The 14,912-nt window shown below is 43.5% G+C and carries 4 protein-coding genes and 1 pseudogene; 2 read left to right on the forward strand and 3 right to left on the reverse strand.

The annotated features are described in order from the left end of the window. Positions 1–222 precede the first annotated feature (222 nt). Both RLO19_RS00915 and RLO19_RS00920 read left to right on the forward strand, forming a co-directional pair. A complete protein-coding gene (locus RLO19_RS00915) occupies positions 223–2,466 on the forward strand; it encodes a TOMM precursor leader peptide-binding protein (protein ID WP_446353005.1) in 2,244 nt (747 codons plus the stop codon). A gap of 11 nt (positions 2,467–2,477) precedes the next feature. After that, positions 2,478–3,440 (forward strand): pyruvate kinase, encoded by a 963-nt coding sequence (locus RLO19_RS00920; protein ID WP_446353007.1) that lies wholly within the window; start codon positions 2,478–2,480, stop codon positions 3,438–3,440. A gap of 119 nt (positions 3,441–3,559) precedes the next feature. Here the strand turns inward: RLO19_RS00920 and RLO19_RS00925 are convergent. The 3 genes and pseudogenes from RLO19_RS00925 to RLO19_RS00935 form a co-directional block, all read right to left on the reverse strand. Further along, positions 3,560–3,982, reverse strand: a pseudogene (locus tag RLO19_RS00925) (rubredoxin); the annotation flags it as partial. Positions 3,983–4,171: 189 nt separating this feature from the next. Next, positions 4,172–8,590 carry a response regulator gene (locus tag RLO19_RS00930; RefSeq protein WP_446353009.1) on the reverse strand — a complete coding sequence of 1,473 codons (4,419 nt, stop codon included), beginning with the start codon at positions 8,588–8,590 and terminating at the stop codon, positions 4,172–4,174. Positions 8,591–9,171: 581 nt separating this feature from the next. Further along, positions 9,172–14,643 carry an AAA family ATPase gene (locus RLO19_RS00935; RefSeq protein WP_446353011.1) on the reverse strand — a complete coding sequence of 1,824 codons (5,472 nt, stop codon included), beginning with the start codon at positions 14,641–14,643 and terminating at the stop codon, positions 9,172–9,174. Positions 14,644–14,912: the final 269 nt, after the last annotated feature.

The raw sequence follows: 14,912 nt of genomic DNA on the forward strand, positions 1-14,912 counted from the left end.
TGACTTGACTACAGCAAAAGGGAAACTGCAAAGCATCAACTGGAAGTATTTCGAGCCAATCTGGAAAGCTGACGGTTATACTTATGTCCACAAAGGAAAGAAATGTCCATTGATTTAACGATTAGAGGAATAGCGATCGCATCTATCAGGGTTCATTCTTTATACTATCCAAAATTCACTTCCACCCCCTCACCTCTTCTGCCCTGAAACCTTCTAAAAGTAATGCTCAATCGACCCAAATTCAAAGAGCATTTCCACGTTGAAATTGCCCCCCCCAAGCATGTCTTCCTATTAAGCGAAAACAAGCATTTTGCTTTGCACGGACGCCTGTATGTACTGCTTGCGCCTCTGCTAGATGGTCATCACTCTATTGATGACATGATTCAAACCCTGCAAGGACAAGCCTCTGCCACTGAAATTAACTATTCCCTAACCCTTTTAGAGCGCAAAGGGTATATTACTGAAACCGATAATACCTTACCCCCTGAAACCTGCGCCTTTTGGAATTTACTGGATATTAATCCCCAAATCGCCCTCCATAAACTGCAAAACACTAAGGTTTCTGTGACAACCTTCGGTAACATCCCCACAGAACCCTTTATTTCTACCCTAAACTCTCAAAAGATTCCCGTCAGCGATGTCGGAGATTTAGCCATCGTCCTCACCGATGATTATCTACACATTGGTCTAGATGCGTTCAATCAAAACGCCCTCCAAACTCAAACCCCCTGGTTATTAATTAAACCCATCGGCGCTGTTATTTGGATAGGACCCATTTTTTACCCCGGTAAAACAGGATGTTGGCACTGTCTGGCGCAACGCCTAAGCCTGAACCGCCAACTCGAATCATTACTCCAAGACACCAAAGGAATTACCACACCCTTTCCCGTTTCTCGTTCCATCCTACCCTGCACCTTGCACACAGGATTCAACCTTGCCGCCACAGAAATCATTAAATGGATTACGGGCAAAAACGACCAACTTCTCGGCACAATCATCACCCTTGATGTGGTCAATTTAACCCTGCAACGTCACCGCTTAGTTCGACGCCCCCAATGTCCCCTTTGTGGTGATCCCAAATACCTGTACCAACAGCACATTCAACCCCTTCTACTAACAAGTCAAACCAAACAATTTACAGCCGATGGCGGACACCGAACCTGTTCCCCAGAAGAAACAGTAAAACGATATGACTATCACATTAGTCCGATTACAGGCGTGATCAAACGCTTATTTAATCCTTTGCCAACGAGCCATGATTTAATCCACATTTATCTCGCCGAACACTCTCTCTCACCAGCAGACAATGACTTGAATAATTGGCGTCAAGCGGTACACCTTAACAGCACAGGTAAAGGAAAAACGGATCAGCAAGCCAAAGCCAGTGCCTTTGCAGAAGCCATTGAACGCTATTCTGGAATGTATACCGGGGATGAACCTCGAATTCGAGCAACATACTCCCAACTGGGAGCATCAGCGATTCACCCCTATACCTGTTTCCATTACAGCGAATACCAATATCGAATTCGACAGGAATGGAACCAAAACCATCACGTCATTCACTGGATTCCCGAACCCTTCGATGAAACGCAAGAAATTGATTGGACACCCGTTTGGTCCCTCACTCACCAAAACGTTAAATATCTTCCCACCGCCTATTGTTACTTCGGCTATCCCCTTCCCGAAACAGATGAATTTTGTGGTGCTGACACCAACGGTAACGCCGCAGGTAATACCATCGAAGAAGCCATTCTCCAGGGATTCATGGAAGTAGTCGAGCGTGACGCCGTGGCGTTGTGGTGGTATAACCGTGTCCCTAGACCGATGGTACAATTAGATAGTTTTGAGTCACCCTATTTGCAAAACTTGCTAACCTATTACAAAACCCTACACCGCGATTTCTGGGTATTAGACATTACCAGTGATCTAAATATTCCCACCTTTGCCGCCATTTCCCGACGCACGAATAAACAACCCGAAGATATTCTTTTCGGTTTTGGCACTCATTTCGATGTTAACATTGCCCTATCGCGAGCCGTGACAGAAATGAACCAGATAGTATTTCTCTCCAATGGTGCTAATCCGAATAGCAAAGCCACCTTTTCGCGTCAAGATATGCAAACCTGGTGCGAAACGGCGACGTTAGAAAATCAACCCTATCTCGCACCCGACAGTAAAGCTACCGCTAAAGTTTATCAGGATTATACTCAGTGCTGGAGTAAGGATTGCCTGGAGGATGTCAAACGCTGTGTAGATATCGCCGCTCAACAGGGATTAGAAACCCTGGTTCTCAACCAAACTCGTCCCGATATTGCCATGAGTGTGGTTAAAGTTGTCGTTCCCGGTTTGCGTCACTTTTGGGCGCAATTTGCTCCCGGAAGGCTTTATGATGTTCCTGTTAAGTTGGGATGGTTAAAAGCACCCCTAAACGAGGCACAGCTTAATCCCATTCCCATGTTTTTGTGATGTGCTTCTCGATGAAAACGGTATTGACATTGGGACCGGCAACTGAAACGAAACCCTTGATTACTCACTTGTCCCAAACCGCTGATCGCTTTCGGCTGAATGTAGCCCATTTAACAGCAGAAGGATTAAAAACCTGGTTAGAACGCTTGGCAGAAATTTTCACAGAACAAGGGAAAGCCTTACCGCTGGTTTTAGATCTGCAAGGCGCTAAAATGCGAATTGGGAATTATCCCAGTTGTGACGATCTGCCCTCAGAAATTCGATTAGTTTTCGGTCACTCCTCTAATCATATCACCCAAGTGCCGATTCCACACCAAACATTCTTCCAAGAATTAAAGATTGGGGATAAACTGTCACTCAATGATGCCCGAATTCAACTCGAAGTTATCGAAATCCAGGATAAGAGTGCGACGGCTAACGTTATAACAAATGGAGAATTAAGTTCCTATAAAGGGATTAATCGGGTTGATCATCCTGTACCGTTTACCCAATTAAGCCAGCATGATCAGAGGGCGGTTGAGTTGGGGTTGAGGTATCCCTTTGTGCAATTTGCCTGTTCCTTTGTCTTAGATGGGAAGGAGGTTACACCCATTCGCCAGCAGATTGGCGATCGCTATTTAATTGCCAAAATCGAACGCCCTGAAGCCATGAGCTATCTTAGCCAACTAGATCAAGGGTTTGATGAATTGTGGTTCTGTCGCGGCGATTTAGGAGCGCAGGTGGGATGCAAAGCACTCGGACAATTACAAGCCGCGTTTATTGCCCAGTTTCCGCAATTATCACGTCCCAAGTTTCTCGCGGGTCAAGTGTTAGAATATATGACCCATTTTCCCCAACCTACTCGCACTGAAGTTGTGCATTTATACGATATTCAACAAGCCGGATTTGATGGAATTGTCCTTTCTGATGAAACCGCTATTGGACGATATCCCGCAAAAGTTGCCGATTTTTTAGCCCATTTTTATGACCAATAACTAGATAATACTTACACGATCAAAGGTTGAGAAACCTAAGTCGGGGCGGGTTTAGTCACTTATGGGTGCAACCGAAAAGATAGTTGTAGAGACGTTGCATGCAACGTCTCTACAACTGACTAAGCAGCAGCCGGTTCTTCATAGGGAATAAATAGTTTTTTCTTTGCACCGCAAATCGGGCAAGCCCAGTCATCGGGAATAGCGGAAAAAGGAGTTCCAGGAGCAATACCAGAATCCGGATCACCTTTTACTGGATCGTAAATCATGGAACATTGACGGCAAATCCATTTTTGAGTCGTCGGTTCATCGCTAGGAGCTTTTTTGGTTACAGTTTGACCCTCTAAACTACTCAGGGCGTCAGTATATTGACGGGCATGATGCTGTTCAATGCTCGTAAGTAAACCAAAATTGTGGGCAGCTTTACGGAATAGTTGGGCGTGTGCTTGAGATTCTTGGGTTTGAGCTTCAAATTCCGCTACAGCATCCTGATCGCGATCGTTCCTTGCCGCTTCAGCAAATTCGGGATACATGGTTGTATATTCGGTGAAATGCAGCCATTTATAAAATAAACGGGTTAATCTCGGCGGCGATGATTATGTTAGCGATCGCGTGGCGACTCAGCCATTCCCATCCAACCCAGCAAAACTTTTTGCAAGTGGTTCGAGATATTGCTCATTCAGGTGATATCAAATAACAAATGACAAAGGACAAATGACAAATGACAAATAACATCATCGCATCCGATGCTGACAGCGTTTGAGGTAATGTTGCGCCACTTTATCCTCTGGAATAACCTGCAAACATTCGCTAAAATGTTGAGCCGCTTCTGAGAGGCGATCGCGATAATATAACATTAGCCCTTGCTCGAACACCGTTTTCGTCGTCCGCTTCGCCCTTCGCATCTGGGGCGGATCAGCCTCAAAGACTTCATAGACAGTCACTTTTTGCGCTTTCCCTTTCACATTCACCTTATCAATAAGGCGCATCCCATAGTCCTCGGAATCCGACAACTTCAAGAACGTATGGTGCGAGATTAACAGTCGAACTTGATAGATTTTGGTTAATTCTTCCAGGCGGGCTGCTAAATTCACCGCATCACTAATCACCGTGCTATCCATGCGGGAAAATCCCCCCACGGTTCCCAGCATCAATTCCCCAGTATTAATTCCTATACCAATCTCGATGGATGCATAGTTACAATTAGCCCGATGTTGATTATATAAAGCCAACCGCTCAAACATAGCAATTCCCGCTTGCAGTGCTTCGTCAGCATTGCCACTGAACAGTGCCATAATTTCATCGCCAATATATTTATCGACAAAGCCATTATTTTCACGAATTGCAGGTTCCATGCGACTCAAGAAGGCATTAATAAAATTAAAATTTTCCCGGGGATTCATCTGCTCGGATAGAGCCGTAAAGTTACGAATATCAGCAAAAAGAACAGACATTTCCCGTTGAACGTGATCTCCTAGTTGCACATCCACAATACTTTTTTTCTGCAAAAACTGGAGAAATTGACCAGGAACAAACCGTTCGTAGGCTTGATTGAGTTGAAATAGCTCACGAGTAAAAGCTTCCCTTTCCGCTTCCGCTTTTTTGCGATCGCGGATATCTTGAAAGGCGACAATCGCATAAGCAACCTCCCCCTGTTCCTCATAAATCGGAGTTCCCCAAAGCTCAATCGGGATAATCTGATCCCCTCGGTGAATTTCCATATCATTAATTGTGGCAGGTTTACCCTGTAATGCCAGCATGAAGGGCATTTGGTTAGTGGGGTAAAGTTGATCCGTTCCCGCACGATAGGCTTGGTAAACCTCGGCTAATTCTTCAATAGTGACAGATTCGACAATTCCTTGACCTAAAATCTGCTTAGCCGCTTCATTAGCATAGTAGGGTTTGCCCTTGGCATCAAGGATAAAAATCCCCACGGGTACGGCGTCTAAAAATTGCGTCAACCTCCGCTCACTTTCACGCACGACTGAGTAAAGTTTGGCATTTTCTTTAGCAATTATTGATAAGCGTAAATGAGTTTTAATCCTAACCAAAAGTTTATTTTTAGCAATTGGTTTTGTTAAATAATCATTCACGCCCACACTAAATCCTGCCACTAAGTCATTCACTTTCTCGTTCGCCGTCAACATCAACACAGGCAGTTCAGTAGCTGGATAGGATTCACGCAGTTTTTTACAAACATCATACCCAGTCATGCGCGGCATCATCGCATCTAGTAAAACCAAGTCAGGCTGAAAACCATTATTAATGATGTCTAAGGCTTCTATGCCATTGGCGGCTTGGGCAAGTTGATAATTCTCCAACGATAAATAGTTTGCCAATATCTGACGATTCACTGGTTCATCATCGACAATTAAGATTTTGAAGGGATTGATTAAGGGTTCGTTATACTGGATATCTTGGTGTTGGTGCATAGTTAAAGAAGTTTGATCCAATGTCAGCAAGAGGGGACAAGAATTACCGACACTGGGATATGGAATCCTAGACGAATTGGTACTAAAAGCAGTCTGAGACATTGCCGCCATTGCCTCACCTATATCTGGCATGAAGTGTTCAATCTGACCCTCAAAGATGGGCAACGTAAATGTAAACTGAGAACCTACTCCTAAGGTTGATTGCACCTCAATGCTTCCCCCATGCAACTCCACTAGCTTTTTTGTCAAGGCTAACCCTAACCCTGTACAGCCATACTGACGCCCCAGGAAACCCTTCCCTTGTTCAAAGGATTCAAAAATACTGTTTAATTCAGAGTTTGGGATACCAATCCCTGTGTCAGCGACGGTAATGGCTAGCATTTTTTTTTGTGAGTGTTGAATATTGAGTGTTGAGTGTTGAGTTAACTCCTCCCCCTCGCCCCTCTGCCCCTCTGCGCCTGTACCCTCTACCTTCTGCCTTACTATCACGAGTTGGGCGGAAATTTTGACCGTTCCTTTATCAGTAAACTTAATCGCATTTTCCACTAAGTTTTGCAAAATCTGCTGTACGCGATTTTCATCCGCATAGGCGATGGGTAAATCAGAAGAAATGGCATTAATCAGTTGCAATTCTTTATCTCCAATAAGTGGGTAACTGAGTCGGAGAACCACCTCCGCTATTTCTCGCACACCCACTGGCTGTCGCTGCAATTTAATGTCTTGGTGTCTGAGTTTGGCAAAATCGAGAATGTCATTGACTAAATTGGATAAGCGCCGCCCAGTAGCAACAACTGTGGCTAAGTTAATCTGAGTTTGTAAGGGTAAATTTCCGGTAGCACCATCCATTAGGGATTCAGTAATGCCAATAATGCCCTGGAGAGGAGTACGGAGTTGGTGGGATGTATTTGCCAGAAACTCATCTTTGAGCTTGTCTAGGCGCTGCCAAGCGGCATTCTGATGATCTTTGAATTCTAGTTCTTGGGTAAAACGCATCTGTTCCGCTTCCGCTTTTTTTCGCTCTGTAATATCATTGAGAACGGCAATGGCATAAAGAATTTGACCCTGTTCATCAACAATGGGTTGGCTCCAACTTTCAATGGGAATAATCCGGTTGTCTTGGTGAATTTCAATATCATGAACAATGTGGTGTTCTCCCTGTAAGGCTCGAAAAATCGGTAGGTTTTCAGTAGGATAAGGTTGATCAGTCTCGGCAATATACCAGTGATGAATTCTTGAAAAATTATCGGTGAAAGCGTCTAAACTGAACGCTTTGTTCATGAATTCTTGGGCTTTATCGTTGGTATAGTAGAATTTGCCCTTAGTATCAACCACAATGATACCAACGGGTATAGTTTCTAAAATTTGAGCTAACTGTCTCTCACTTTTAGCCAATACTTCATTTAAGATGTTCATCTGATGATTCTGGTCTTTGAGAGTGGCAAAGGATTGTTTTAATTGTTCAGCCATTTGATTAAATGCAGCGCTAAGATTGCCCAGTTCAGTGTTCCGATGAACCTCAATTTTTTGCTCCCATTCACCATTGGCAAGGGCGTTGGCGGCTTGATTTAAGCGCTGGATGGGGTGAATAATCCATTGAGCGGTGCAAATACCAACTCCCGTGGCGATGATTAGGGCGACGAGACAGAGTAGGATAGTCGATCGCGTATTATTATGAATGTGCTGCATGAAGTCAGCTTCAGGGACAACCACGACAATTAACCAGTCTAATTCGTGGCTATTTTTTAAGGGCATTATCTGTAAAAATTGCCGCTGTCCCTGACGTTTAAATTCCAGGTGTTGGGAATTTTTAATTCTATGGAAATCGCCAAATTTTTTAGTTAAATAGGTGGCGGTAGCTTGAATTAATGGATCGCGACTTTGAGTTGCTTTTAACCGAGTAATTTGATCAAGGTTATTTTGAAAGGGGGGTTCTGGGGTGGATGTGGCGACTAATAGTCCAGAACGTTCAATAATAAACAGCCGTCCCGATTTACCGACTTTTAGCGTTTGTAGGAAATCGCTAATGGTGGAAAGACGTAGGGTTGTGTTTAAGACACCTTGAACCTGCTGATGATTGCTATCGTAGACGGGTTGAATGGCGCTGATTAGCAACGTGCGATCGCCTTCGCCAAAAATGGGGTAAATGTCACTCCAGGTGGGTTTACCGGCTTGCAAGGCGGCTTTATACCAGGGTCGCAGGCGGGGGTCGTAGTTGCTGGAACTTTCGATCAGGGTGTTGCGATCGCCTTCGCTGTGAGTGCTATAAGTATAGAAGTTAAACTCTGTCGCGGGATTGGCTTGGATAATCACCAGTTGATCGCTATTTCGTCGTCCAGCCGCAATCAATCCTCGCTGTTCATTCGCCACACCAATATAACTCACAGAATCAAATCGTTGCACTTGTCGCCACAAATGCTGTTCCCACGGTTGTAAATTTTCTAGGGTCAAACTTCCCAGACGAATCGCATCCTGATTACTTTGATTAATCTGATGGGGAATGGTTAAATATGTCTCTAACCTATCCTCAATATGATTCGTAATTTCATCTCGTAATTGAGTCGCTACATCATTCACCGCCTGCTGTCCGTGGCGAGAGGATAACCAGCCAACCACTCCTACTAGGGCAAAAGTTTGTACCAGGAAAGGGACTACGAATACCGTTCGTAGAGGAACGTTGGTTAAACCATGGGCAATCAGGCGCTTGAGAGATCGCATTGACATGGGATAGTCGCTTGAAGATCGCTAAAATCAAGGAAATAAACCCTACATTTTTAAAGCAGAATTTAATCCTTTTTTTTATTCAGTTCAACCCAAATTAGCGATGCACCCAATAAATTCAATCGATCAATGATTGGAATAGTTTTAGGGTAAAACTCAAAAAAAAGATGTTTTTATCAAATTAGTATGGTTTTGCCAAAAGCATGAAAAGCATTAGCTAGACCCTCCTCGTGAACGTTTCCCACCTATCCCATTCACCGGAAAGCTTTACAGCTAAACAGTTTCGGCTTTTGTACAGAGACTAATCGCCTCTGTACGTTCAAGGTAGCGGTACTAGACAGAACTGAAGAATTCAGTCCTTTAGCCTCTCTCGCTCAAAGCCATCATTATGTTATACTAGCGTATGACTTGTATTACAATATTCGTATAATATTTTAATTCGCGCCACAGTGTCGGCTCAACTCGATGAGAAGGTGAGCTGGGGGAGATGAGGAATATGGGGAAGTCGTGAGTTAACTCAAAACTATACCTTACCTGTTCCCTGTTCCCTGTTCCCTGTTCCCTGACAAATGACAAATGACGAATTATTGCTGTTGACAACGGTTGAGATAGATGTTAGGCACTTGATCTTGAGGATTCACCCGGAGAACCTCAGCAAAGCGTTTTTCCGCCTCAGCAAACGCCTTCAGGTTATAAAATGACCAAGCTTCAGTAAAGGTTTGTAACGTGGCTAATTTAGCCGCTTTAATCTCAGGTAAATCGGCCTCAAACACTTCATAAACGGTGACTAATTCCGATTTACCCTTTACTTGAACTTTATCAATCAGACGAATCGCATAATTCCCCGGATTAGATAAACGGGAAAAAGTATGATGAGAGATTAATAAGGAAACTTGATAATTTTTAGTCAACCCTTCAATGCGAGAGGCTAAATTCACCGCATCACTAATCACTGTGCTATCCATGCGGGAGATTCCACCAATGGTTCCTAGCATTAACCCTCCCGTATTAATCCCAATCCCAATCCGGATAGGAGGATAGCCGGAATTCTGTCGATGTTGATTATAGCTCCTCAGTTGGTGTAGCATCGCAATTCCCGCCTTAACTGCATCATCAGCCTGACCACTAAACAGTGCCATAATCGCATCCCCGATATATTTATCAATAAAGCCATGATGCTCAGTAATCGCTGGCTCCATGCGCGACAAATAGGCATTAATAAACTTAAAATTCTCCTCCGGTGTCATCGTTTCGGATAGGGTGGTGAAGGAGCGAATATCAGAAAACAGAATTGACATTTCTTTTTGAACATTATCCCCAAACTGGACATCAACAATACTGTCCTTATTCAAAAAATGGAGAAATTGGCGCGGCACAAACCGTTCATACGCCTGATTCAATTCAGCCAAACTGTTATAGAAACGGGCATTTTCAATCGAGGTAGCAGCTTGCGCGGATAGGAGACGCAAGAGTTCCAATCGGCTAGCTGTAAATGCTCCCGTCGTCAAATTATTTTCTAAATAGACAATTCCGCTCAATTTTCCTTGATTAATCAACGGCGCACAGAGAATTGACTTCGGCTGATTGGTTTGAATATAGGAATCTTGCCTAAATTGTCCCTCATTTAGGGCATCATTTAACACCACAATCTCCTGAGTTCGTGCCACATAGTTAATGATGGCGACGGATACCACTTGCGTCTCTTCTAGGTCAGTCGATGGAAAGACCTGAATTTGATTGCACTCTGTACAGGATTGGGTAAACGTATTCACCTGTCCCTCGGCTTCAATTCGTAGTTTTCCTTTCGTCTCTAAAATCAGAAATCCTTTTTGCGCCCCCGCATTTTCAATCAAAATCTTCATCAACGCCGCCAGTAATTTATCCAATACAATCTCACCGGAAATCGCTTGCGCCGCTTTCATAACGCTGTTTAAGTCAAGATACTCTGACGAATTTTTGCCATTTTGGGTGGTTGTGGTCAGGGTTGAACTTTTTTGTAATAGCCCTCCAGACTCATTATTATTTACACGAGTAAAAAGCCATTGGGAATAGGTGGCTTCTAACTGTTTAACTTTCGCCATTGCCCCCCATCGGGTATAAACGTAATGAGCTTTTTGTAAATAGGTTTGGGCAATTTCTTCCCGACCTAATCGTTGATAGAAATTGCTGGCTCGTTCATAAGCTAGGGCTTCGTCTTGAAGATAACCCTGTTTTTTAGCACCTTGAATGGCACGATCATAATACTCCATTGCTTGCCGGATTTTGCCCCGTAATCCCGCCCGTTCCGCCTCCACTAAGTCATATTTATGCTGAAAGTTACAAGGGGCATAGTCTGCCCAGGTTTGCATTATTTTTTGTTGTCTGGCTATTTTGTTGAGATAGCGTTTGCGTTTACTGGGACTGGCTGAATGGCACAGAGATAACAGGACTAAAGAGGAATAGAAGTTGGTTAAAACACTATTTAATAAGCCATTCACGCTTCCCTTATACTCATCAGCCAACCAAACCAGTCTTTCCGCTTCTTGTTCATCACCAAATAAGTAAGCCAGGAATAACTTCGCCCAATAAACAGACAAAATTGAAATCTGATTCTTTGCTGCTAATAAATCAGGAAGGAGGCGATCAAAAACCGTCCAGTCTAATGTCGGATAATGGTCAGCCTTGATTAAGCATAAGGATAAATTATGCCAAATTGTGATATACCCAATCTGATAATCTTGTTTAAACTGCCGATTCAGTTCCAGATGTTGAGCTTGTTTGGATTCAACCTCAGTTAAGGGCAGTCCGACGAAAAATGAATAAGTACAGTAGTTTACTGTACAGTGACAAGCGTATTCAATATCACCATTTTCAATTGCCGTTTGTATCGTATCGAGTAATGGATTTAATGTGTTTATAGCTGGCTCTTTCCAAGGTCGGACAAAAGCATTAAATTGCTGATATACTTTGGCTTGTACGTCTTTGGCAGGAAAACGGTCTAATAATTTCAATGCTAACTGACCAAAGCGATAGCCTTGATCAATTGTTTCTTGTTGACCACATAACAGCAAACTATAAACGCTATAAGCGTAAGCGGCGAGGGAAGAATTTCCATGGCGAATACAGAGATTGACCATGGTTAAAATCAGCGACGGTAATAGGGAGGGTTTGGCAATATAAGCGGGTGCCATCACAGACATTAAAATTCGCAACGCCGCTAATTGATTGGGTTCAGTCATTTCCGGCAAATCCACTAACGCCTCAACCCTTTGATAAACCGGAGGTGTTTCAGTTAGCGGGATGTCTAATAGGTTTAACACCTGCTGTGCGGTTTGGATGGCGGACAGCATTTTATTTTGAGAACTATCAAATAAAATTTGCAGTTCATAAACCTTGACTTTATCCATCAGAGTTTGCGCCCGATTTAGCACATCATCGGTTAAAATTTGGGCGGCTTCAAAATCGGTCAATAAATAGGCAACTTCGATGGCTTCTAGAAACAAGTTGAGGGTCAAGTCATACTGCACTTGCCAACTCTCTGACGGCAGCAGTTCGCGACCGATGGTTAAGTATTTTCTCGCAGGTTCATAAGCAGTTGCGGCTTTCGCTTTCTGACCTGCCCAAAGATTCAATTGAGCTAATTCATGGCGTTCTTCAGGGGATTCGATTAAATCAATACTGATATTCAGATGGTTAACAATATCAAACAGAGAGTCTGATATCTGGTCGGCTGGCGTATTTTTTAGTAATAATTGACCGACAGTCCGATGCACCGCTTGGCATTCTTCCTCAGGAATCAGAGAATAAGCGGCTTGTTGAATTCGGTCGTGGACAAATTGGTATTGAATGGTTAAGGTTTGAATGTCTCTGTGTGTTTTAGAGAAGAGGGAATTCAAGGCGCTTCTTTGATGTTGACCCAATAAAGTTTGAGTCGTATCCGCCTGACTGATTAACTTATAGTCTTCCCCCAAAGGAACAATTAACCCTGCCACGATCGCGTGCCATAATTGCACCGCTGTTTCGGACATAGATTCGCCTAAAACTAGGGCTAAGGGTTTCAGTTCAAAGGAATTTCCTAAACAAGCGGCAAACCGTAAAACCTGTTGCACCTGGGGCGGTAATGTTTTAATCTTATCTGCCAAAATACTAACAACATTATCGGTAAACTTTTGGGCTTGAATCTGGGCTAAATCCCAGTACCACACTCCCTGTTCAGAATTAAATGTGAGCAGCTTTTCTTGATACAAGTATTTGATAAACTCATTAATGAAAAATGGATTACCTCCAGTTTTAATCTGGATTAATTCAGCCAAAGGGTAGGCATGTTCAGGGGAACATTTGAGCGTTTCTGCAACTAATTGGATAATGCTGATTAATTCCAAGGGCGCTAAAACCATCTCATGAATAATGGTTCCGCTGGCGCGAATTGTCTCGAATGTGAATCGTAAAGGATGGGAAACTGTCACTTCATTATCCCGATAAGCACCAATCAAAAACATCCCGCCGATATGAAACTCAGCCTCACCCTGATCTGAGGAGTTCATCAACGATTCGATCAGTTTCAACGAAGCACTATCCGCCCACTGCAAATCATCCAGAAAAATCACTAATGGATGTTCAGGTTTGGTAAAAACTTGGATAAATTTGTGCAGAACGAACTTAAAACGATTTTGTGATTCTGTGGGAGGTAACTTGGGAACTGGAACAGGTTTGCCAACAATCAGTTTAACTTCAGGAATGACATCAATAATAATTTGAGCATTCCCCCCCAATGCGGCTAAGAGGTGGTTGCGCCACTGGGTTAGTTGCAGGGTAGTTTCTGTTAACAACTGTTTGATTAATTCTCGAAACGCCTGAATCACGGCTGAGTAAGGAATATCCCGTTGATATTGGTCAAACTTGCCGCGAATAAAATAGCCCCGCCGTTGAGTAATGGGTTTATATAATTCCTGGACTAGCGCTGACTTTCCTATACCGGAATATCCAGATACAACCATCATCTCCTTGGGGAAGTTTCGAGTCTGTAGGGGCGGGTTTAGGGAATTTTGTGTTGCCGTTGACGATAAGTTTTCTTCAAAACCCGCCCTGATTGAGTTTGGCGTTGGGTCTTCTAATAAACTACGTCCAGTAACCCGAATAAAGCTGTCCAATAGAATTTCAATTTCCCGTTCTCGACCATACAGTTTTTGGGGGATTTGAAACTGCTCAGAAATATCCTGGCGCCCTAGGGGAAATAGTTCGATTGTTCCCTTCATCTGTAATTGCATCAGGCAAACCGTTAAATCGGATTTTAGTCCCCAGGCACTTTGATATCGATCTTCAGCATTTTTTGCCAATAATTTCATCACAATAGCAGAGAGGGCGGGGGAAATCTCTGGATTAATCTGGTGAGGCGGAATGGGTTCTTTTGCCAGATGAGCATGAACTAATTCTAGGGGATCATCGGTTTCAAAGGGAAGGCGATGGGTGAGTAATTCATAGAACGTTATTCCTAAGGAATAAAAATCAGTCCGATAATCCAGCGCCCGGTTCATTCTCCCCGTTTGTTCCGGTGACATATAGGCTAATGTGCCTTCTAAGACGGAGGGATTTTTCAGAATTGGGTTTTCTTGGGATAAAACCGTGGCAATGCCAAAATCAATGATTTTCAGTTGTCCGGTTTCAGGATTGAAGACAATATTGGCAGGATTGATATCTTTATGAATAATATGGGCAGCATGAATTCTACCTAAGCTTTCGGTGTTGCGAATGGCGATACTTAAGAATTCTTTGAGCGTAAATCCCCGTTCTTGGAGTAAGAGTTTTAACGAGGAACCACCAAAATCTTCAAAGATAATCACCAAGGTGGTTTGATAGGGTTCTAAGCTATAGGCTTGAACCACACCACCAAAATTGAGAGAGCGCGTAATTTGATATTCTTGTTGATAGCGGTTAATTTCTGCGGGTGTAGGATAATCTTGTTTGAGAACTTTGAGGATCACTGACTGCTGATCCGATTCTCGGATACCCCGATAGACTAAAGAGTTACGACTTTCATAGATTTGATCCAGAATCCGACAGCCAGCAACGGTAACCATAGGGTAGATGGGGAAACACTGAGAGGATTGCTTAAAGGTGATAGCCTATCATACTAAATCCGCCTTTATTACCCCATGCAAGAGGAGGCGATTGAAATCGCTGCTACACAAACAAAGTCCGCCTGCGCGGACTGGTTTATAACAGGGGTAGGAAGCAGTGTAGAGATGTGCCATGGCACGTCTGGGAGCAGGGGGAGCAATGGTACATTTTTCCTGATAGCGGTGCAAGGGTATGAAAGGGTTTTACCCTCCCTCCTTGAAGAGGAGCC

Origin of the sequence: Coleofasciculus sp. G2-EDA-02 (genome assembly GCF_040226375.1) — a bacterium.
Lineage (GTDB): Bacteria > Cyanobacteriota > Cyanobacteriia > Cyanobacteriales > Coleofasciculaceae > Coleofasciculus.